Origin of the sequence: Asticcacaulis taihuensis (assembly GCF_900100255.1) — a bacterium.
Taxonomy (GTDB): domain Bacteria; phylum Pseudomonadota; class Alphaproteobacteria; order Caulobacterales; family Caulobacteraceae; genus Asticcacaulis; species Asticcacaulis taihuensis.
In genome coordinates this window covers 183,993-206,333 of sequence record NZ_FMTS01000003.1, presented here as the reverse complement: position 1 = coordinate 206,333, position 22,341 = coordinate 183,993, and the positions used below count along the sequence as shown (strand labels likewise).

Below are 22,341 nucleotides of genomic sequence, written 5' to 3'. Positions count from 1 at the left end.
TACGCTACGCTTACTATATACTGACGCTTACAGCTTAGCCCTGGCTGGCCATCATGGCCTTCGCCTGGGGCGATAGGGTCACGGTCGTGGCCGGGCCGCGCGAGGTCTCGGCAGCTTCGGAGGCTTTCGACTTGCCGGCGTCATTGTCGCCGTCATGATCGGGGTCCACACGGGCGACGGGTTGCGACGCGGGTGTCTGGCTATAGGCGCCAACCGCACTGATAGAGGTCATCTGGATATCCTTTCGGTAAGTTCTTTACCCTGAAACAAGGGCCAAAGCCCTGCGGCAAACGGATTTACCGCACATTAAGGATGCGCCGAGCACCCTTAACAACCATTTAAATTTCAATAGGTTGCCAGAAAATCGGCATCACTTAAACGTGCACATTACGAGGTCAGGCCGGCGGCGGTGTCATGGGATTAAGAAGACTCTGTCAGAAATCCCGCGAAAGACTGATCCACAGGGTGCCCGGACGTGGCGGCGTCTGTTGCGGCGTCAGACCGAGGCTGAACGGATTGCCATATGCGAAGCTGTTGCCATCGGCGCCCAGCGCGTTCTCCAGCCGCAGGTTTACGCGCATCGTGTCCGATTCCAGGCTGGTATAAAAGCCCAGTTCGGCATAGCCGCCCATTTCTATATTTTGCAGCGGCCCGAAATTGAGGTGCGAGCGTCCGCGCCAGATCAGATCGGCGCCGGCGCGCCATGCCGCCTGGCCCTGCGGTCGCTGCCAGTCCGCAGACAGATTGAAACTCTGCCGCGCGATATAGGGCAGGCCAGAATCCTCGCTGGTGACAAAGTCCGGATTCGGGCGGGTCAGGCGGGGCTCGTTGATCAGGCCGGCCGCCTTCAGCGTCAGGGCAGGCACCGGCCGCCATGTCGCTTCGACCTCAAGGCCGGTATTGACGCCGTTGCCGATATTGACGGTGACCGGCAGGCCATCCGCCTGCAACTGATCGCTTTGCAGATCGCGCCAATAGGCCTTGAATACCGCCAGGTCGAGCTGCAGATTCGCCGCCGGAAACCGCAGCTTGGCGCCCGCCTCATAGGAGTTTAACTCATCACCGGCGTAGCGGACGGGTACAGCCGGCGTGCCGTAGAGGTGGGTGGTATTGAAGCCACCACCGCGATAGCCTTCGCCCGACTGAAGATAATAGGTCGCCGTATCGTTCGGCCGGTAGCGCAGGGTCACCTGATGCGACAGGCGCACCGTTGAGGCGCGATCGCTTATCTGTTCGTCATGATCGCCGCCGATGGTTTCGGTCTCGATATGGCTGTCAAGATCGTGCCGGGTATCGGTCTGGCGCAGGCCCATTACGGCCGTCCAGTGCGGCGTCAGGTCGTAACTCAACTCACCAAAAGCCGCCAGGGTGGTGATGCGGTCATGTCGCTGCTCGCTATAAAGCGGACGCCGGGTAGTGAGTTCGGTCAGGCGCGGCGTCAGGCGCTCGGTACTCTGGGCGGAGAACACCCCGGCCAGCCAGCGCAGGCGCTGGTCCGATGGCGACACCAGGGTCAGTTCGCGCGTCGTCAGTTCCACCGCCTGACCCTGGTCATAGATGAGCTCCGTGGTCGCCGGCAGGCCATATTGCCCCGACAGTGGCGAGGCGTCATAGCGGCTGTCGAGATGATGATGGAGATGATTGAGCGACAGCTTCAGCGTGCCCAGTCCGGTGCGGCCCTGCACATCGAATGACGCCTGGTTGAAATCGTTGTCGTGGGGTTCCCGGACAATCAGGTCACGCGCATAGGCACCGAGATTGCCGGAGACATATTGGCTGTCCTTCGCATTGATATGCTGGGTGGCCTGCGATGCGGACACCGACCAGTCGGCATTGACGCGCCAGAGCGCCGAAACCCGCGATCCGAAGCGCTGCACATTGTTGATGTGGGTTTGCCCGGACGAGACATCGCGGATATAACCGCCCGCCTCGTCGCTGTAGGCCACGACACGCAAACCCAGACGGTCCTTGATGACCGGCAGGTTGAGAACGCCATCCCAGCGCGAAGAAGCGGCGGCCTGGTCGCTCAAACCCACACCAGCGTTCAGACTGCCGCCGAACCGGCTCAGATCGGGCGCGCGCGTCACCAGACGCACGACGCCGGAGATCGAGCCTTCGCCGTAGAGCGCGCCTTGCGGTCCTTTCAGCACCTCGATCCGCGCCATATCGACCAGCAGGAGGTCAGGATCGGGCGCATTATAGGTGATGGGCGCCTCATCGAGATAAAGCCCGACGCTGGACTGGGTGCGTCCGGTGAACACGCCGTCCGACAGGCCGCGCAGCAGGATCTTGTTCCGGCCGGCGCCGAGATTGGTCAGGGTCAGCCCGGCCTCCTGGGCGGCGACATCGGACAGGTCGCCACCACGCCGGGCCAGTGTATCGGCGTTGATGACGCTGATCGCCGAGGCGGCCGTGGCGGCGTTCTGGAGCCGGCGATTGGCGGTCACCATAACCTCGGTCGGCGCGTCCGCTGGGATCTCTTCGTGGTGCGGCGCAGGCAGGCGCAGAAGCGGTGGCAGACGCAGTTTCAGCACAAAGGTATCGGCGTCCGGCTGATCGAACCGGCAATGACTGCCACGCAGCAGCCGGTCCAGCGCTGCCCGAGCGGTCATGGCACCGCGAATAGCCCGCGACGGCGCGGCACACCGGGCGGGATCAACGCCGCCGATATTGCTGCCGGTCTGTCGGGCCAGATCGACCACGGCCTGCGCCAGGGGCTCGGCGGGAATATCTATGGGGACTGTCTGCGCGGCCAGAGCCGGCGCCGCCAGCATCAATGTGGCAAAGCTCACAAGGCTAAGGCTTCCGGCGCAGGATGATCGCCTTGTCGCTTTCGGCAGCCTCGACCGGCAGGAAGTCTTGCAGGTGACGAACAACCGAAGCCTCCGAATCGAGGGTGAGTACTGCCGTGACGTTCAGTTTGCCTGTTTCGGCGTCAACCTCAATCGGTTTGTCGAAATAGCGATTGAGGTCACTGACCACATAGGCCAAAGAGCGGTTGCGGTAAACCGCCTGCCCGCGCTGCCAGTCGAAGCCCGGCCCCACCATCACCCTTGATCTTTGTGCCTGTCCGGTTGCCTCATCGATGACGGCCTGGTCGCCCGCGTGTAAAACCCTGTCCGCCGCAGGGACTTTCGCTGTTTCGCCCGCCCGGAGCATTGCCACAGCCCCGCTTCTGACGGTCACCGTGACCGCGCCATCATGCCGCAGCACATCAAAGACCGTGCCGACATCGCGCAGCACCGCATCGCCGGCATGAACGTTCAGCGGCCGATCCGCGTCATGCACAACATCGAGCGCGACCTCGCCCCTGTCGAGCACGATATCCCGGCGCTTACCAGAATAGCGCACCTCAAGCCGCGTGGCCGTGTTGAGATGCAGTTTGGTGCCATCGGCCAGGGCCACTTCGCGCGTCTGGCCGGTCGCCGTCTCGTAGATCAGCGGCGCCTGCGCCGTCCACAGGCCGGGCAGCAGGACCAGAGCTGCCAGACCCGCCGCCAGGCTGCCGGCGATCAGCCACAGGCGGCGCGACGGCGCGGACGACTTATTGATTTTTCCGGCGCGCGCCACCGCCAGATCGACCACTTCGGCCGTTTCGGCCACCGGCGTCTCGCCGATCCACACGCGCTCGACCGCGTCATAGGCCGCCAGATGCGCCGGGTCCGCCTCCAGCCATTCGCTCAGAGCGATAATATCGTCGTCCGACATATTGGAGGCGTGCGCGCGCACGACCCAGGCAATGGCCTGGTCCTGAAGCGTCTGCGTCCTGATGGCGTCGTTCGACATGGTTTAGTCTGGTTCCGGCTTCGGTTTTGTTTGTGCCTATCATAACGACACCACCGGGAGGGGATGGTCGTACAGGCCAAGGTGATTTTCTGCGAAATATTTGCATCATAATGGCGATTTTGGGGCGCCTTCAGGGGCCAGGCCCAGCGCGTGCCAGGGCCATCAGGGATTTCAGCGCTGCGCACAGGTGCTTTTCGACCGTGCTTTTCGACACGCCAAGCTTTTGCGCCACCTGGGCCTGATTAAGCTCGTCGAACTTGTGGAGGCGGAAAATATCGCGCGTCCGTTCAGGCAGGGCCTCGACCCCCTTCATGACCAGTGCCAGTTGCTGGCGCGCCGCCAGGCGGGTTTCGGCATCGGGTTCATCGACAATCACGTCCTCGCCGACGGATTGCCGCACAGAGTCGTGCCATTCGCCATTGCGGCGTCGGTCGCGGCCTTCGCCGCGCAGGCGGTTCAGCCAGATATTATTGGCGGCGCGAAACAGGAAGGCGGAAGGGTTATCGACCGTATAGTCATCCGACTGGGCGGCGATCTTCAGATAAAGTTCCTGCACGATATCCTCCGCCACGCCGGCATCGCGGGTACGCGCCGTGAAATAACGCACCAGCAGGGTCCGCTTTTCCAGATAGGCGCTGAGTAAAGGCGAAGTCATCGAGCCCGGCGAACCATAAGACAGATTACAAGGGTATCGCTTGGCCTTTAAAAAGGGTCAAAATGTGGCTCGCCCCCGGCCCCGCCACAGGCTTTGAAAAAAAAGCGCCACACGCTTTACGACCTGATGGCGCGGCCGGTGTCGATACATCAGGGCCGTTGATACCGGCTGTGACCATCCCTGATTTCAGACTTAAAAAGGATAGTGATGACGTCTCCTGTTTCCGGTCCCGCCGGCCTGTCTTCGGCCTGGGCCATGACCGGCGCCAGCGCGCCCATGCCGCCGGCCAAACGCATGTCCGACCTGTTCGGCAAGATCGACAGCCAGAACAGCGGCAGCATCACCAAGCCGCAGTTGCAGACCGCTTTCCAGACGCTCAGCCCGCCGGTGAACTTTAAAGCCTATGGGGTAGACAAGACCTGGTCCGCGCTCGATCCGAACCAAAGCGGCAGCGTGTCGAAGGACGCCTTTGTCTCGACCATGACCGGCCTGATGACATCTTTGCGCGGCTACGCCGCCTCTCAAGGCGGCAAATAGATAAGGGTCAATAGCCCGCCGGCCCCTTCGGAGGGTTGACGAGGAGGAATGCCGGTCGTCAGGCCACCGGCATTCCTTTCCGCCAGCATTACATGAGCAGACGGGCGCCTTGCCTGGAGCGAAACCTTTTTGTGAGATACAGATAATTTTGCTTTAAAATTAGAAAATTGGTGGGTGGGCACGGACTCGAACCGTGGACCCGCTGATTAAGAGTCAGCTGCTCTACCAACTGAGCTACACACCCGAACCAATTCTTCGGAACCAGCCGGGCTTGGTGACCCCGGCGGTGAGGCGCGGAACATAGCCAATTATTTTGCCATGACAAGCGCTAAATTTGCTTTTTCCAAAGTTTTTAAACAGATGGCGTTCCGTCTCTCATCCAAGTATCGCGCGCCTTTACGCCCGCATCGGCGAAATCGGTAAAGAGACCATCCACGCCCAGATCAAACAGGTCGAAATACTCTTTCTGGGCATCGCCATTGTAATACGGATCAAGCTGGTCACTGCGCATGGTCCAGGTATGGACTTGCAGGCCGCAGGCATGGGCATTATCGATGATGTCCTTACGGCGCACGGGCTGTCCCTTGGCGAAGCTCAGCAGGTGCCGCTTCCACGGCGCCACGATATCTGCATAGGTGGCGATTTCCTTCAGGCCAGCGGCGGAGAGTTGTTCGCGGTTATCCCCTGCCCGGCCCGCCACCACCCAATCATACGGTTTGTCGGAGGGGGCCTTCAGGATCATGGCGCCGGTATCCGGATCGGTGTCGGAGCCATCAATCAGTTGCATCAGGCGAATGGTGGTTTTCCGGCGCAGATATTTCAGATTGGCAGTTTCGAACGACTGGATGATCACCGGCGAGGATGCCTCGTCCAGCCCGGCACGGTTCAGCGTATCGAGCAGCTTGTCCTCGATGGCCAGCCCAAGTTGCTGGTGGAAGGTCGGATGCTTGATTTCCGGATAGAGACCGATGACGAGGCCGGTTTCACGGCTCTTCGTCTGTGCCAGGTCAATGACCTCCTGAAGCGTCTGCACCTGATAGAGTCCGTCATGACTATGATCGCGGCTTGCGAAAGCCTGGCGGGCACGCAAGCGTTTAATCTCAGCCAGGGTGAAATCGCAGGTGAAAAAGTCGGTGGTGTCTATGCCGTCCAGCTTGCGGGTGCGCTTGCGGCCGGCAAATTCGGGGCGGTCTGCTACATCAGTGGTGACGGAAAGGAGCGGTTCGTGCCGCACGATCAGATGACCGTCAGACGTGGAAACAACATCGGGCTCTATGAAATCGGCGCCCATTTTTATGGCCAGTTCATAGCCGGGAATCGTGTGTTCGGGCAGATAGCCCGGCGCGCCGCGATGCCCCACAATCAGGGGGCGTTTCGGTGTGGCGGCATAGGCGACGGTAGCGGCGGCCATGGTGGCAAGTCCTGCGCCGATCACGCGGCGGCGGTTCAGATGCATCATGGTAGCTCCGCAGAAAAAGAAAGGCCAGCCGTTGTGGTGAAACGGCTGGCCCAAGGGAAAGTTATAAACTCTCCAAGTCCCGAAAGGGATTTGGCAAGCACAAGCGTGCGCCCGAGCTGATGCGAGGAGCCCTGCGGCGCATGAGCACTTAGAATGTTTTACGCACGTTCAGGAAGACCTGACGGGGGGCGCCCGGCAGGATGGTCTGGGTCGTGCCGGAAGCGTCGGAATTGACGAAACCGTTGGAGCCGATGGTCGAGATGTACTGCTCGTCCGTCAGGTTGGTGACGTTGAGCTGGACCGTGGTGCCGATAGTCTCGAACCGATACCCAACAGTCAGATCGGAAACCGTGCTCGAAGGCACTTCACCGCCGATATTGGTGTAGGTGTAGTAGCGCTTGCCGGTGAAATTGACGCCCAGGCTGCCGAAAAGCGCGCCGTTGTCGTAACCCAGTTCGGTCTTCAGCAGGTTTTTCGGTGTGTTGACGACAGTCTTGTCCTTCGTCGGGGTGACCACCGGATTGCCGGCGCCATCGAACGAATGCACATCGTCTTCATACTTGGAGTCGTTGTAGCTGTAGGAGGCATACAGCTTCCACTGCGGGGTGAAGCGGTAAGTGCCGGCCAGTTCGACGCCCTGGCTGGTAACGCCGCCGACGTTCGACAGAACCGGGGCATTGCCCTGGATGCCGGCGCCTTGGGTGACGGCCAGGATACGGTTGTCGAACTTGACGTTATACAGCGCGGCAACGCCGGAGAACTGCGGGAAGCGGATGCGCAGGCCGCCTTCGAGGGTCTTGGAGGATTCCGGTTTCAGGCTGGTCTTGACGTAATCGATATTAGCCTGGCTTTGCGAGCTGAACGGGCCCGAGGTGGCGGCGGACACATAGGCATCCATGTTTTCGGCATAGGAGCCGAAGACTTCGTAATGGGTGTTGACCTTATAGACCGCGCCGACCTGCGGCAGGAAAGTATCCTTAGACTTCAGTTCGGCATTGATGGTGCCGCCGACCAGTTGATTGACCTTGTTGGTGGTTTCCAGCGACTTGAAGCCGTAATTGATCTTCAGGGCGTCAGTAACCGTCCAGACATCCTGGAGATAGAGCTGGGTCGTCTTGGTATTGAAGGCGTATTCCCACTGCGTATAGAAGGGGTTGCTCTGGAAGCCGAGGCTGTCACGATGCGGGGCGGCAAGGGTTTCGCCGTAGAAGCGACGGGCCTGGTTAAAGTCGTTGTTCTCAATCCAGAAGCCGGCGGATACCTGGTGGGCGCCCAGATCGAGCGTGGCGCCGCCGATGGCACCCGTGCGATTTATGTCATATTCCGTGGTGCGGATGGAGAGATAGGCGTCATCCGACGACGGATCGGCGGCATTGTAGAAGGGCGAGTAGCTGACGCCGGGCGACGGCAGGTACGGCGTGACCCACAGGCCCTGCCCCTTATTGGTGTGATTGTAGATGGTGGCGTTGAATTTCAGCGTGTCGGAAACCGGCAGGTTCAGACTGATGCCCGACAGGGTATCGTCGCGCACGCCGCCGCCATAATAATAGGCATCATCCACCGTGGTGATCTTGCCAGGATAGGTCGGGGTGGCCTGGGTCTGGTAAAGCTGCGCCACCTGGTTGGCGAGCGCCCAGTTCGGCTGGAAATTGTCCCAGTCATAACCCAGGCGGTCGATCATCTCGAACGACATGTCCTGGTAATCCTGCTCGCGGCGCTGGCTGTGATTGACGAAGGCCGACAGCGCGCCCTCGCCGATCGGCAGCACCGCCTTGGCGTCGACCTGCTGCTGCTTCTGCTCGCCGCCGCCCTTCCACTTGTCGGTCTTCATGTCGACCGCGGAAATATAGCCGCGCAGGCCACCCAGCGCGGAGATTGCGCCGGTTTCAAAGCGGCCATAGACGCGGTGCATGTTGTCGGAACCCACCGTGCCGGCCAGTTCGCCGCCGAGGGTTTCGGACGGATCGCGCGACACGAACTTCAGGGTGCCGCCCATATTCGACGAGGTAGCCGAATCGAGCGAGCCGGCGCCTTGCGAGAGGTCAGCGCGGGCGATGTCTTCGTTGATGATGGCGCGCGAGATGTGCAGACCGTTATAGTTGCCGTAGCTCATGTCGCCGAGGGTGACGCCGTCGAGCGTGAAGCCCATCTGGTTCTGGTTGAAGCCACGCACCGAGATGCGGGCCGACCACTCATAGGCACCGAACGGATCGGCCGACTGGAAGGTGACGCCCGGCAGCTTGTCGAGCACCTTCAGCGGGCTGGTGCCTGGCGCCAGCTTGGTGATGTCATCGGCCTTGACCGACTGGGTCTGGCGGCTCTGGCCCTGGCCGTAGACAATAACTTCGGTGACCTGGTCGGAAGCGGCCGGCGCTGTGGCGGCATCGGCGACCGGCGCGGCGTCCTGCGCATGAACCATGCCGGCGCTCAGGAGAGCAAAGGCGGCCACGGAGGTGAAGAGTGCAATTTTCATGATATATCCCCAGCAGGGCCTCAGTGGCCCTCTGGGAAAAGCGCCGTAACGCCGCTCAGTGACGGTTTTTCCAAGGTTTGAAGACGCAATCTTGTCAGGAAAGAAACGATTAAATGACAACCAACAAAGTATTGAATTTATTATAAAAAATAATGTGCTTTTCAGGTTACATTTAATCAAGAGAGAAAAATAATTGAAACCGGAACTGCTAATCCTGGGAAACAGCCAAAGCCGCGTGGTGGTCGCGGATGGTTTTACCAGCGCGTATGACCAGATTCGCCGCATGGCCGCCGATCTGGCGCCTTTCCCGCCTCAGTTACAATATTATCCCGGCCTGCGCCGGATGATCACCGAAACGGATCAGCCGGCGCATGACTATATGCAACGGCTGCTGCTCGAAGCCTCTCCCTATATCGGTGGCGCCTTCGATATCGACGGTTTCGACTGGGTAGAGGGCAGCTTTTCGATGGTGACACAACAGCCGGAAACACTCACGCCCCGCCAGCGCGCGCCACACATAGACACGGTTGAAGCCAAATATCTGGCGATCCTGCATTATCTCAGCGACACGCCCGGCACCGGCACGGCTTTTTTCCGCCAGCGCTCAACCGGCATTGAGCGCGTGACAGCGGAAAGTTTCGATCGCTATGTCGCCGCCGCGGAAGCCGAAAATACTGACGCCCACGGTTATATCACCGGATCGAATGCGTGGTTCGAGGAAATCGGCTGGGTTGAAGCCAAACCGGACCGTCTGGTCATCTATGAGGGTTGCCTGCTGCACTCCGGCCTTATTCCGCCGGATATGCCACTGAGCGACGATCCGCTGGTCGGTCGTCTGACTGCCAATCTGTTTGTGCGCGGCTATTAGCGTATGCGGATGACCTGGCTGAGTTTCGAGACGCCGGTTTCGTTGAACGCCTCGACCGCCACATAATAGCCGACGCCGACATTGAGCGCGCGCAGATTCAGCTGATGGCCATGCTGGCGGCCGCCAAACTCCTTATCATCGTCCTCGGCGAACAACTGATAGGTCAGCGTCAGACGATCCGGTCGGATGCCCCAGCGGACATTATAGCCCACTGCGCCCGGCACCGGTTTCCAACTGATGCGGGCATTGCGCGGGTCGCTGTCACGCTTCGCCGCCACGTTAACGGGTTTTGCCGGGGCCTTGCCATCAGCATTACCAAAGACGCGCAGATCGGCAATAGCCAGATTGGGTGCGCCGATATGGCCATGGACATAACGAATATAGCGGGCCTTCACCGGCTGAGGCAGTTCGAAATAGGCATTGGGATGATCGCGGCGCGGGGCTTCTGTTTCGGCGATTTTCTGCCATGTCTGGCCATCGGACGAGGCCTCCAGCGTAAATTCGGTATAGATGTCCGGGCTGTCGGCATAGAGGCCGGACTTATAGTCGGCATAGTTGACCTGGATGGCGCGCACCGTCTTTTCGGCGCCCAGATCGACCGTCAGGGTCTGGCCCGGTTTGTTATCCGCCGCCAGCCAGAAGCTGCGCGGGTTCTCATCGGTGGCGTTCTTCGCGTCGAAATTCTGGCCCTCGACCGGCGTGTGCTGCGACGAGACGCTGACCGGTTTGCGGTAGGACAGCAGCATCCAGCCGGTGAACAGTTTTTCCGGATCATCGATCTTGGATGTGGGCACATAGTGCGGGAAATCGCCGAAGCGCGCCGACACCATCATCTGGCCATCCGCGTAAAATTTCGCCGGCAGCATGTCGATGCGACGCTCGAAGGTCCAGTTATAGCCCAGCCACGGCGTGCCGGTATTCCAGTAATTGCCGTATTTGTCCTGGAAGGTCGAGCCATGCCCCGCCCCTTCGACAAAACCGCCAGGCTTGTAGGCCACCGGGTTGTAATCGGCATAGGTGAAGGGGCCGAGTGGCTTATCGGCCACATAGGTGCCATTGGCATAGACATTATATTCCGTGCCCGGGGCGCCGTATTGCAGGTAGTATTTGCCATTGACCTTGGTCATCCAGGCGCCTTCGGTGAAGGGCCTGATCGGTGTGCCGTTAGGCAGCTTGCCGGAATGATCCTGGCCGAAACGCTCCCAGCCGTGCTTTTTCGGCTGGAGCCAGATGAAACGGTTCGGCTTGCCCTTATAGGCAAAAGGCTCCGGCGTCATTTCGATGCCGTAGATCGGATAGATGTTGGACGAGCCCCAGTACATGTACCACTTGCCGTCATCGTCGATAAACAGGCCAGGGTCCCACGGACTGGGCTGGACCTGATCCGGCCCCAGATGGCTGTCGTCCGTTCCCTCCCCCACGGCGGTCGGCACCGGCGGCGTGCGGCGCACCCAGAAGTCGAGCTTGCCAGAGGCCGGATCGTCGCTTTTCAGCAGGGCGGTCTGGCGCGTATGCGACTGCATGATGTAGAGCGTCTTGCCGTCGGAAACGAGCGCCGGCGCAACGATGCTCTCGAACGGCCAGCGGCTGGGCGTAATGAAAGTCCAGTGGATCAGGTCTTCCGAACGCCAATAACCATCGGCCAGGGTCTGGAACAGGTAATAGGCGCCCTGATGCAGTACCACCGCCGGGTCGGCGCCGGTACGATAGGAAATGCCCTCGTTCTGCTGTTCGAAATTATAGCGGTAATCGATATCGACCGGATTGGCATAGGTGGTCTGTTCGGCATGAGCGGTCGTGGTCAGAGCCAGAAGCGAAGCGGTGAATACGAGGGTTTTCATGGTCAGGCCTTGAGAAGTGTCAGTTTTGCCGGGATGCCGGCCGCAGAAGACGGGGCAATCCAGATATTGAACTCACCGGGTTCAGCCTGCCATTTCATGTCAAGCCCGACAAAGGCGAGATCGGCGTGGGACAGTTCAAAACTGACGGTCTGCGTCTCACCGGCTTTCAAATCGATGTGCCGGATGCCCTTCAGCGATCGTACCGGCTGGGTGATGGAAGCCACGCGATCATGAATATATAACTGCGCCACCTCATGCAGCGGACGGCTGCCGGCATTGGTCAACTCAACCGAGACGGTCACCTTGCCGGACCATGGCAGTGTCTCCGCGCTCAGTTGTGTGGCGCCATAATGAACCTTACCATAGCCTAGTCCGTGGCCAAAGGGATAGAGCGGCGCGAAGGGCGCATCCCTCCAGCGGGCGCGGTAGCTGGCGTCATCGCCGATTTGCGGCCGCCCGGTGGTGCGGTGGTTGTAATAGAAGGGTTCCTGCCCCGATTTCAGCGGAAAACTGCACGGAAGGCGGCCGGACGGGCTGTAATCGCCAAACAACAGGTCAGCGATACCATTGCCGGCTTCTGAACCGAGGAACCAGGTACAGAGAATGGCATCCGCGTCCCTCACCGCCCCTTCCAAAGCGATGGCGCGGCCATGACTGAGCAAAACCACCACCGGCTTACCGGTCGCTTTCACCGCTTCCGCCAGCGCCATTTGCGCATCCGGTACGGTGATCTCGGTGCGTGACTGCGCCTCGCCGGACATTTCCTGCCCTTCGCCGATACACAGCACCACGACATCGGCCGCTTTCGCCGCCTTGACCGCCGCGTCTATGCCGCCGGCGATCGGTGCGTCGATGTCGCAACCGCGCACCACGGTCAGGTTATCCCCGATCACGCCGCGCATGGCCATCTCGACTGTCACGCTGTCTTTCGTATCCGGGAAGACGACCCAATAGCCATTGAGCTGGTTCTGGTCCGACGCCAGCGGACCGATCAGTGCCACCTTCTGGCCGGACTTTTTCAGCGGCAACACGTCATTGTCATTCTTCAACAGCACGCAGGCCCGACGTGCCGCTTCACGCGCCAGGGCAATGGTTTCCGGCCGGCGCATATCACTGCGCTCGCGTGCCGCGTCCATCGATTTATACGGATCATCGAACAGACCTATGGCCTTCTTGATGCGCAGCACCCGGCGCACGGCCTCATCCAGCACGGTCTTCGGCACCTCGCCTGAACGCACCAGATCCGGCAGATATTTCATGTAGATACCCGACTGCATCGACATATCGCATCCGGCCAGGATCGCCTTTTTCGCGGCGTCACGGCCATCGGCGGCGAAACCGTGGGCGATCAGTTCCTCTTCCGAGGTAAAGTCAGAGACGACAAAGCCCTTGAAGCCCATCTCTCCCCGCAGAATATCGGTCAGCAGCTTGCGGTTACCCGTCGAGGGCACGCCGCCAATATCGTTAAAGGCGCTCATCACCGTCAAGGCGCCGGCGTCGATGCCCGCCTTAAAGGACGGCAAGTGCGTCTGGCGCAGCGTCGGTTCGGTGATCTCGACCGTGTTGTAATCCATGCCGGCTTCAACTGCGCCATAGGCCGCGAAATGCTTCAGGCAGGCCAGCATTGAATCCGGCGCCTTGAGGTCAGCCCCCTGGAAGCCCTGCACGCGGGCGGCGGCGAACCGGCAGGCCAGCCAGGTATCTTCCCCCGCCGCTTCCGCCGAACGGCCCCAGCGCTGGTCGCGCACCACATCGACCGCCGGGGAAAAGGTCCAGTGGATGGCATTGGCTGTCGCTTCCACCGCCGCCGCGCGGTTGGTGCGGCGCGAGAGTTCCGGATCGAAACTGGCGGCTTCAGCCATGGGGATCGGGAAGATGGTCGTCATGCCGTGGATGATGTCGGCGGCGAAGATCAGCGGAATGCCGTGCGGCGATTTTTCCACCGCCACCTTCTGCAATTCGCGGCTTAACGCCACGCCGCGGCCATTAAACAGGCCAGTGATTCTGCCGGCAGCGATATCGGCCAGCACCTGGTCCTTCGACTGACTGGCAATGGCCGGGTTGAAAAACGCCGCCTCGGTGCGCACGGAGTCTGAGTAAAGGCTGAGTTGTCCGGCCTTTTCCTCCAGCGACATCCTGGCGATCAGCCCTTCGATAAAGGCATCCTTCGGCGCGGCGATCGCCGGCAAATAGGCCGATGCGGCGCCCGCCACCGCGAAGGTCGAGGCCGCGCCCTTGAAAAAGGCACGCCGGGAAAGGGACTGGGACATGTTTCAGGCTTTCAGAATAAAAAAGAGGGGAAAACCAAGGCTCTCCCCTCTCCAGTTTACGCACTCATCAGGAAGCGTTTACCACTTGTAACGCAGGCCGACCTGATAGGATCGGGCGGAGCCGACCGTGTTATTGTCACCCGCGCCGGTCGCGCCAGAGCCACCGTTAAAGCCGCCGCTCCAGCCGGAATAGGTGCGGTTGACGGAATCGAACAGGTTGTAGACCTGCCCTTCCAGCGTGATGGTCTGGCCGCCTGGCAGGTCGAAGTCCTTGGAGACGCGCAGATCGACATTCTGATAGGCGATCTTGTCCTTCGGATAGATGCCGCCCGGAATGATGCGCACCGCCGGTCCAGTCGCATCGATGTAATCGAAGGGGCCACCCGAAGCCAGGGTAACGAAGGCCGAAACCTGCGTATCCCACGGCCCGTCAACAATGCCGGTACCGACGAAGCGCCACTTGTCGACGCCCTCGGCGCCGTGCCAGCCGGAATCGTGCGGCATGGCATAGTCGAAGATGAAGCGGTCGTTATGGCCGGTGGCCTTGGCATTGGTCAGGGTCAGGGTGCCGCTGTAGCCATAGTGCGAGGCACGGGTATAGGGTTTGTCCATCGTCAGGTAGAGCGCCTGGTACTTGGCCTGCTGGTCATTGGTTGAGATAATGAAGTTGCCGTAGCCCGGCAGGCCATAGCCCCAGGGCTGGCAGGCATATTGCGGTCCGTAGGTACACCAGGAGCCATCCGGATTACGATTGCCCAGCACGAAGCTGAACATATCCTTGCTCTCGATATCGGCCAGGGTCAGGCTGGTGGCGATATCACCAAACTGCTTGCGGACCCCCAGATTGAACTGGTCCGAATAGGGCACTTTGGTGTTGTTGTTGAGGGCGAAAATTTCCCCCTTCTGGCCGGTGGCCTTGGCGGCGGCGATCAGCGCGTTTTTATCCGTGAAGTAGGCGGGATCCCAGGTGATGTTGTTGTCATTCGGATTGGTATCGACGGTGCCTTCCGGATTGATGTTCAGCGTCACGACATGAATCTGGGTGCGGCGCGTTTCCAGTTGGGCGTCGTCATAGATGGTACGGTCGTAGTAGCGGCCGTAACCACCGAAGATCACCAGATCACGATCGCCATGCACGTCATAGGAGAAGCCAAGGCGCGGCGCCAGAGCGCCTCCGAACGGCTTACGGTTATGCCCGTCGCTGATATAGTCTTCCGGATCGAAACCAGCCGCCTTGAAATTGGCCCAGCCGCGCAGGGTCGCCGCCACGCCCGGATCGGTGACGAACTTGTCGTTCAGCATGTTGGTTTCATAATCCCAGCGCACGCCGAGATTCAGCGTCAGGTGATCATCAACCGTCCAGTCGTCCTGAATGAACAGGCCCCACTGGTTGTTCTTGCCCGTGACGACCGGATTGCCATCGGCGATGATGGCGCGCACGGGCACATTGTTCGATGCGCCATAGGTATAGGTATCGGCCGGGTAGAAAAACTCCGGATTGAAGTGATCGGCCTCAGTGGCAATGTATTCATATAGCGCCAGCTTGACGCCCGCCTTGATGACATGCTGGCCATGCCAGTCCAGACCGGTGAAGGTCATGGTGTCACGGAAAGTAGTGTTGTCCTGGCCCTTTTCCTGGGCGTAGGTGGCACCGCCGATGGTGGCCCGTACACCGAAATCAGTCGCGCTGTTGATGATGGTCTGGCCCGGCGCGTCGGTCAGAGGGGTCTGGAGCCAGTGATAGGTCTGGTATTCCAATGTCATTTCATTGAGGATATTTTCCTCACGATACTTCCACGAAATCAGCCCCTGGCGAACATACTGATCGAGCGTATTGCCGTGCGAATAGGCGGTGAACTGATCAAAGCCGCGCACATCGTCTTCTTCGCGGTCCTGGAAGGAGACGTCGACCGTGTTCATTTCGTTCGGCGTCCAGGTCAGCTTGCCGAAATAGAGATCTTCCTGGAAGTTCTTGGCATAAACGCCATTTTCCGATTCAAAGCCCGGCAGGGTGATGTTGACGGCATCCGTCGGACGCTGGTCCTTGCGGTGCTCATAAGCCGCGTAGAAGTGCAGCACATCCTTGATGATCGGCCCGCCGATATCGACGCCGTATTCAGTGTTCTGGTAGTCACCTTTCGGCTGGCTGCGCTGATAGTAGGGCTGGCCGATCATGTCCTTGGACTGGTAGGTCGCAAAAGCGCTGCCGTGGAACTCGTTGCCGCCGGTCTTGGTGACAGCCGAGATGATGGCCGTGCCCGCCTGTTCGTATTCAGCCTTGAAGTTCTGGGTCGAGACCTTGAACTCCTGGATGGCCAGTTGCGGGAACGGATTGCCGCGCGACGAATCCTGCCCCATCGTGCCGCCCTGCAGCACCTGGTTCTTCTGGCTTTGGCCGTCGATGAAAACGTTGACCTGGTTGGCCGAGGTGGCGCCGGCGCGGAACTGCTTGTTTTCGGCGTCGGGCGTCACCGCCACGCCGGGGGCCAGGGCGGCGAAGTTCAGGAAGTTGCGGCCGTTCTGCGGCAGGCTGTTGATCTGGGTCTGCGAGACGCTGGTCGCCACTTCCGAGGTTCGCACTTCCTTGCGGCGGCGGCCGACGACGGTGATGGTCGCGGTCGGTTCGGCGGCCGCGGCAGCATCGAGATCGAGCGTGGTGGTTTCACCCACCGCCAGGGTCACTTCCTGAACTGTGGCGCCGACAGCGATCTTGTAATTACCGGGGCGCAGGCCAACGATGACATAGGTGCCGTCAGGGCGCACGTTGCCGGTGGTGACAGCGCCGGTATTGGTGTCGGTGGCTGTGACGGTATCGCCCGCCTGAGCCGAGGCCACATGCCCCTGCACCGTGGAAAAATCCGCCGCCATGGCAGCGCCGCCAAGCGTGGCGGTGAGCGCCAGAATCGACACCCCCAGGACCAGCCGGAATTTCGTTGTAGATTTCATTATCGTTCCTCCCACAGATATGTGTGTCGTGCTTGGTGCCGGCTGAAACCCCGCCTTTGACTTGAGGTTTCAGCCCGTGTGTGGTGGTCAGCCTGTTCGTTTGCTGCTTTCCCGAATGACCAGTTCCGGTGAAATCACTATGCCCTCGGCCGGTTCGGCGTCCGGGTTCGCCAGCGCGTCGGCCAGCAGTTCCAGGCCGCGCCGGCCCAGCTCGTAAACGCCGACACGCAGGGTGCTCAGGGCTGGCTGGGCGAAGCGCGCGATCGGCACGTCATCGAAGCCGACCAGGGCGATATCATCCGGCACCGACAGGCCGCCTTCCTTGAGCGCGAACAGGGCGCCTAAGGCCATCATGTCGTTGCCGACAAAAATCCCGTCCGGCAGGGGCGCGCCACCATCGGCCGCCGCCAGAATGTCCTTCACGCAGCGGAAACCGCTCTCCTCGGTGAAATCACCTTCATGAATGGTGACAGGTGCGATCTTTGAACCGGCCGTCGCCACCGCTGTCGCGAAGCCGCGCTTGCGCTCCTGCGCCTCGAAATTGCTTTCCGGCCCGCTGATATGGGCCAGCCGTGTGCAGCCCTGCGCCAGCAGGTGCTCGACCGCCAGTTTACCGCCGGCATAGTTATCGACCGTAATGGCGCCGTAGCCCGACTGACCGATTCGGCTGGCTATGGTGACCAGCGGCAGGCTGACCGGGAACACGGCGCCGAGATCCTGCGAGTCGACAAAAGGCGACATCACTAGCAGGCCATCCACACGGCCGGACATCGCCAGGATCGCCGCCACGGCTTCCTTGACATCGCCATGCGAGCCAGACACCAGCAGGTGCAGCCCCCTGGCGCGCGCCGCCACATCGACGCCGCGAATGATTTCCGAGAAGAATTCGCCATAGATATCCGGCAGCAGCAGGCCGATGGTATTGGTCCTGGCCAGGGCTAGTGAGCGCGCGCCGCCATGCGGGATATATTTGAGCTTGGCGGCGGCTTCGAGCACGCGCGTCCGCACCCCTTCGGCGACGTTGTCGAGGCCGTTGATGGCCCGCGACGCCGAGGCGATCGACACGTCTGCTTCCTTTGCAACATCGTTCAGCGTGGCGCGCCGCATCATCTCTCCTGTGGTGGTTATTTCGCCTCCCCGTCCGCACGGTAAAACACGGCAGGAAGGCGGCAGCATCTCGTATAACGCCACTCCGTAAACGCTTACATTTCGCTTGTCAACGATTATGCAAGCGCTTACATTGGCGCTTGTGATCACGAAATTTTGGCGTAAAATCGCCTGAAGTCACGCTCAACAAACAGATCAATATGCTGAATTTAAAGGGAATATAAAAAGCGTAACCAAGGCCAACTCCCGACACCCTACCCTTTGCGATCCGGTTCCGCCCACAGATCCCGGCTAAACACCGCGCAAGTGTTGCGCCAGAGTAACAAAACGGGACACCAAACCAGAGACACGCAGACGCTGCCGCCCTATCAGCGAATGCGCCCTAAGCCCCGCCGTTCCTGTTCCGGCGGGGTTCTTTTTTACACTTTCGGCGCCGGGCAATAGCGGGCGATATAGGCGTCGTGCGTCGGCATGGCGTTGACATTGCCGTCGATCACTGCCTCGATATCGCGCAGGAAACCGATCATTTCCGCCTCGCTCAGCAGGTCGACATTGGGGTCGTAGCCGGCAGTCATCCCCTGCCCCAACAGCACCTGCACCCAACTTTCCTCGCGGAACAGTTCGAACGCGCCACGCTTGAAGAATCGCGCCGACGAGCGGAACAGGTCGAGCTTGCGGGCGAGCGACTCCGGCACCGGCATATGTTTGAGGTACTTCCAGAACGGCGTATCCTCGCGGTTCGTCACCTTGTAGTGGGCAATGATGAAGTCACGGATGTCGCGGTATTCGTCATCGGTATAGGTGTTGTATTCGCTGATATCCGCGGCATTGAAACCCTGCCCCGGAAACAGTGACAACAGTCGCAAAATGCCGGTCTGGATCAGGTGGATGCTGGTCGATTCCAGCGGCTCCAGGAAGCCGCCCGAAAGCCCGATGGCGACGCAGTTCTTTTCCCATGATTTATGCCGCTTGCCGGGTCGGAACTTCACCAGGCGCGGCTCGGCCAGGGCGGGCCCGCCCAATGTGGACATCAGGGTATCGACCGCCGTTTGATCATCGGTATAGCCGCTCGAATGGACATAGCCATTGCCGGTGCGGTGTTGCAGGGGGATGCGCCACTGCCAGCCGGCATCGCGCGTCGTGCAGGTAACGTAAGGGGTAATCTGGGCCGGATTGACCGAGGGAACGGCATAGGCGCGATCGCACAACAGCCATTCGTTCCAATCTTCATAGTCGATACCGAGTGCCTCGCCGATCAGCAGGCCGCGCATACCGGAACAGTCGATAAATAAATCGCCGCCGATCGAGTGCCCGTTTTGCAGGGTAAGCGTGTCGATAAAGCCGTCTTCCGGCCGCAGATTCACTTGCGTAATCCGCCCCTCGATCCGTTTCACGCCCCGTCCTTCGCTTAAAGTCCGCAGGTAACGGGCATAAAGCGAGGCGTCGAAATGATAGGCGTAATCGAGATCGCTGACCGGCGGGCCGCGCCGTGGATCGGGCGGCGTGAAGCGCCCTTTGCGGGCGGCGGCGCAGCAGATGGCGTAATGATCGAAATGTTTGACCGCGCCTTTTTCGCGCATCTTCAGCCAGAACTGGTGCGTATGCAGCCACAGCCGGTCTATGCCGATCTTGCCAAAGCCGTGGATATAGCTGTCGGCCGGGTCGTGCGGGCCATCACGCCAGCCAACAAATTCGATCCCCAGCTTGAAGGTGCCCTGCGTCGCCTTCAGGAACTCGGCTTCATTGACCTCCAGCATCTCGTTGAAAACCTTGATGGCCGGGATGGTCGCCTCCCCCACGCCGATCGTGCCGATCTCCTCGGATTCTATCAGAGTGATATCGTAACGCCCCATCAGGAGCTTGGAGAGCAAGGCGGCCGTCATCCAGCCGGCTGTGCCGCCGCCGACAATGGTGATGGTTTTGATCGGAGGATTGGTCATGTGGCCCCGTGCTGAATTTTAAGAGAATCCACAGATTGCACAGATTAGCACAGATTAAGGTTTAAGCGCGTCAGCGCCTTCACCTGAGAGGACACGAAAACATACCTTTGAAGATTGGTCCGAACGGCGCAGGCGCCCTCTTAATCTGTGTTAATCTGTGCAATCTGTGGATAAACCCTTTCCTTGATTAAGCTATCAAATCAAACGAAGCCGGCGTGCCGCCGGTCGAAGACGGCGCGATCCAGACATCGAACCGGCCGGCTTCGGCCGAGGCTCTCAGGTTGGGATGAACAAAGGCGAGGTCGGCGGCCGTCAGGGTAAATTCAACCGTCGTGTTCTGGCCCGGCTCCAGATCGAAATGCTGGAAGCCTTTCAGCGCCCGGATCGGCTGGGTCATCGAGGCCACCTTGTCGTGAATATAGAGCTGCACCACCTCATGCACCTTGCGGCTGCCGGTATTGCTGATGATCGCGGTCACCTTGATTTGACCATTCATCGCCAGGGTGGGCGCATTGACCGCCGTGGTGCCGTAGGAAACCGTCGAATAGCTCAGGCCGTGGCCAAACGGATAAAGCGCCTCATTGGTCACTTCGCGGTAGCGCGCCTTGAAGTTCTTGTCGTCGCTGATCTGCGGACGGCCGGTGATGCGGTGGTTGTAGTAGAAGGGTTCCTGCCCCGACGCCTGCGGGAAGCTGACAGGCAAACGACCCTGCGGCGCATAATCGCCGAAGACGATATCGGCAATGGCATTGCCCTCTTCCGAACCGAGGAACCAGGTGGCCAAAATAGCCGGTGCCTCTTTCACCGCCCCGGTCAGGGCCAAGGCGCGGCCATGCTTGAGCAGAACCACCACCGGTTTGCCAGTCGCGGCCACGGCTTCGGCCAACGCCAGTTGCGGCGCGGGGATGGAGATATCGACGCGTGATTGCGCCTCGCCGGACATGTTCGCCGCCTCGCCGATGGCCAGCACGACGATGTCGGCCGCCTTCGCCGCCTTAACCGCCGCGTCTATGCCGCCTTCGATCGGCGCCTCGACATCCGAGCCCTTCACTACGGTCAGGGCATCGCCAATCACCGCGCGGAAGCCGGCCTCCCAGGTGACGCAGGATTCCACATCGGGGAAGACCGCCCACGGACCGGGACAATTGGCCTTGTCATTACCAAACGGGCCGATCAGGGCAATCTTTTTACCTGACTTCGGCAGCGGCAACAGGTTGCCCTCGTTCTTCAGCAGCACGCACGACTTGCGTCCGGCTTCGCGCGCCAGGGCCACGGTCTCCGGCCGGCGGATATCTGTCTGCTCACGCGTGAGATCGAGCGACCGATAGGGATTTTCAAACAGGCCCAACGCCTTCTTGACGTAAAGCACCCGGCGCACTGCCTCATCGAGCACGGCCAGCTTTACCTTGCCCGAGCGTACGAGGTCCGGCAGGTATTTCATATAAAGGCCCGACTGCATCCCCATGTCGCAACCGGCATTGATCGCCTTGGCCGTGGCATCGGCGCCATCAGCGGCGAAACCGTGCAGGATCAGTTCCTCTTCCGAGGTGTAGTCCGAAACCACCAGCCCCTTGAAGCCCCATTCGCCGCGCAGGATATCGGTCAGCAGGTAATGATTGCCGGTCGAGGGCACACCGGCGATATCGTTGAAGGACGACATGGTGGTCAGCGCCCCGGCATCGAAGGCGGCCTTGAACGGCGGCAGATGGACTTCGCGCAAAGTGGTTTCGGGGATATCGGCGGTGTTGTACTCCATCCCGCCCTGAACGGCGCCATAGGCCGCGAAGTGCTTGGGGCAGGCCACCACCGAGGTTTCAGCCTTCAGGCTGTCACCCTGGAAGCCCTTGACGCGCGCCTTCGCCAACTGGATGCCGAGGTACGTATCCTCTCCTGCCCCTTCAGCGACGCGGCCCCAGCGCTGATCCCGCGCCACATCAACCATCGGCGCAAAGGTCCAGTGCAGCCCCTTGGCCGTCGCTTCCAGAGCGGCGGCCCGCGCGGTGCGCATGGCCAGGTCGGTATCCCAACTGGCGGATTCACCAAGCGGAATCGGGAAGGTCGTCTTGACGCCGTGGATGATGTCGCCGGCGAAAATCAGCGGAATTTTGTGCGGCGACCGCTCGATGGCCACCTGTTGCAGTTCGCGGCCGCCGGCCACGCCGATGCCGTTGAACAGGCCGGTAATTTTACCGGCAGCGATATCGGCCTTGACCTTTTCCTTACCCTGCGCCTGCTCCGAGGTCGGGTTGATCGGCGGGCCGTCAAAGCGCGTGGTGTCGCCATAGATCGAAAGCTGGCCGGCTTTTTCCTCAAGGCTCATGCTTTTGATAAGCTTTTCAATGAACGGATCGGCGGCGGGCGTTACCCTGGCAAAACCGGGCGCTGCCACCGGCACCAGGGCGGCGGTTGCGGCGGCACCTTTCAGGAAAAACCGGCGGGAGGGGGTAAAGGCGGTCATG

14 protein-coding genes and 1 tRNA gene are annotated in these 22,341 nt (G+C 60.5%); 2 read left to right on the top strand and 13 right to left on the bottom strand.

All coding sequences use genetic code 11. From position 1 onward, the window contains the following. Positions 1–34: 34 nt before the first annotated feature. The 4 genes from BLO49_RS09925 to BLO49_RS09910 form a co-directional block, all read right to left on the bottom strand. Complete coding sequence (locus tag BLO49_RS09925) at positions 35–232, bottom strand: hypothetical protein (protein ID WP_090647781.1); 198 nt, start codon at positions 230–232, stop codon at positions 35–37. A gap of 202 nt (positions 233–434) precedes the next feature. Further along, positions 435–2,792 (bottom strand): TonB-dependent receptor, encoded by a 2,358-nt coding sequence (locus BLO49_RS09920; protein ID WP_139159661.1) that lies wholly within the window; start codon positions 2,790–2,792, stop codon positions 435–437. Between the two features lie 4 nt (positions 2,793–2,796). Further along, positions 2,797–3,786 carry a FecR family protein gene (locus BLO49_RS09915; protein WP_090647777.1) on the bottom strand — a complete coding sequence of 330 codons (990 nt, stop codon included), beginning with the start codon at positions 3,784–3,786 and terminating at the stop codon, positions 2,797–2,799. 130 nt (positions 3,787–3,916) lie between these two features. Then, positions 3,917–4,441 (bottom strand): RNA polymerase sigma factor, encoded by a 525-nt coding sequence (locus BLO49_RS09910; RefSeq protein WP_090647775.1) that lies wholly within the window; start codon positions 4,439–4,441, stop codon positions 3,917–3,919. Positions 4,442–4,648: 207 nt separating this feature from the next. On the opposite strand from BLO49_RS09910, the gene BLO49_RS09905 reads away from it, so the two are divergent. Beyond that, a complete protein-coding gene (locus BLO49_RS09905; RefSeq protein WP_090647773.1) occupies positions 4,649–4,978 on the top strand; it encodes an EF-hand domain-containing protein in 330 nt (109 codons plus the stop codon). 168 nt (positions 4,979–5,146) lie between these two features. Here BLO49_RS09905 and BLO49_RS09900 read toward each other — a convergent pair. From BLO49_RS09900 to BLO49_RS09890, 3 genes are all read right to left on the bottom strand, one after another. Further along, positions 5,147–5,222 (bottom strand) — tRNA-Lys (locus tag BLO49_RS09900). Between the two features lie 108 nt (positions 5,223–5,330). Further along, a complete protein-coding gene (locus BLO49_RS09895) occupies positions 5,331–6,437 on the bottom strand; it encodes a glycerophosphodiester phosphodiesterase (RefSeq protein ID WP_170828285.1) in 1,107 nt (368 codons plus the stop codon). 148 nt (positions 6,438–6,585) lie between these two features. Then, positions 6,586–8,910 carry a TonB-dependent receptor gene (locus BLO49_RS09890; RefSeq protein WP_090647771.1) on the bottom strand — a complete coding sequence of 775 codons (2,325 nt, stop codon included), beginning with the start codon at positions 8,908–8,910 and terminating at the stop codon, positions 6,586–6,588. A gap of 193 nt (positions 8,911–9,103) precedes the next feature. On the opposite strand from BLO49_RS09890, the gene BLO49_RS09885 reads away from it, so the two are divergent. Further along, a complete protein-coding gene (locus tag BLO49_RS09885) occupies positions 9,104–9,778 on the top strand; it encodes a DUF6445 family protein (RefSeq protein ID WP_090647769.1) in 675 nt (224 codons plus the stop codon). On the opposite strand, the gene BLO49_RS09880 is transcribed toward BLO49_RS09885, so the two are convergent. The 6 genes from BLO49_RS09880 to BLO49_RS09855 form a co-directional block, all read right to left on the bottom strand. Then, a complete protein-coding gene (locus tag BLO49_RS09880; protein ID WP_170828284.1) occupies positions 9,775–11,619 on the bottom strand; it encodes a family 43 glycosylhydrolase in 1,845 nt (614 codons plus the stop codon). The genes BLO49_RS09885 and BLO49_RS09880 overlap by 4 nt on opposite strands. Positions 11,620–11,621: 2 nt before the next feature. After that, positions 11,622–13,889, bottom strand: a complete 2,268-nt coding sequence (locus tag BLO49_RS09875; RefSeq protein WP_090647767.1) for a glycoside hydrolase family 3 N-terminal domain-containing protein — start codon at positions 13,887–13,889, stop codon at positions 11,622–11,624. 78 nt (positions 13,890–13,967) lie between these two features. Next, positions 13,968–16,835 (bottom strand): TonB-dependent receptor, encoded by a 2,868-nt coding sequence (locus BLO49_RS09870; RefSeq protein WP_090647764.1) that lies wholly within the window; start codon positions 16,833–16,835, stop codon positions 13,968–13,970. Between the two features lie 87 nt (positions 16,836–16,922). After that, positions 16,923–17,942 carry a LacI family DNA-binding transcriptional regulator gene (locus BLO49_RS09865; protein ID WP_090648282.1) on the bottom strand — a complete coding sequence of 340 codons (1,020 nt, stop codon included), beginning with the start codon at positions 17,940–17,942 and terminating at the stop codon, positions 16,923–16,925. A 419-nt stretch (positions 17,943–18,361) separates the two neighbouring features. Further along, positions 18,362–19,882, bottom strand: coding sequence for a tryptophan halogenase family protein (locus BLO49_RS09860; RefSeq protein ID WP_090647761.1), 1,521 nt, complete (start codon positions 19,880–19,882; stop codon positions 18,362–18,364). A 187-nt stretch (positions 19,883–20,069) separates the two neighbouring features. Then, positions 20,070–22,340: a glycoside hydrolase family 3 N-terminal domain-containing protein gene (locus BLO49_RS09855; protein ID WP_090647759.1), complete on the bottom strand. Its 2,271-nt coding sequence runs from the start codon at positions 22,338–22,340 to the stop codon at positions 20,070–20,072. Position 22,341 lies beyond the last annotated feature (1 nt).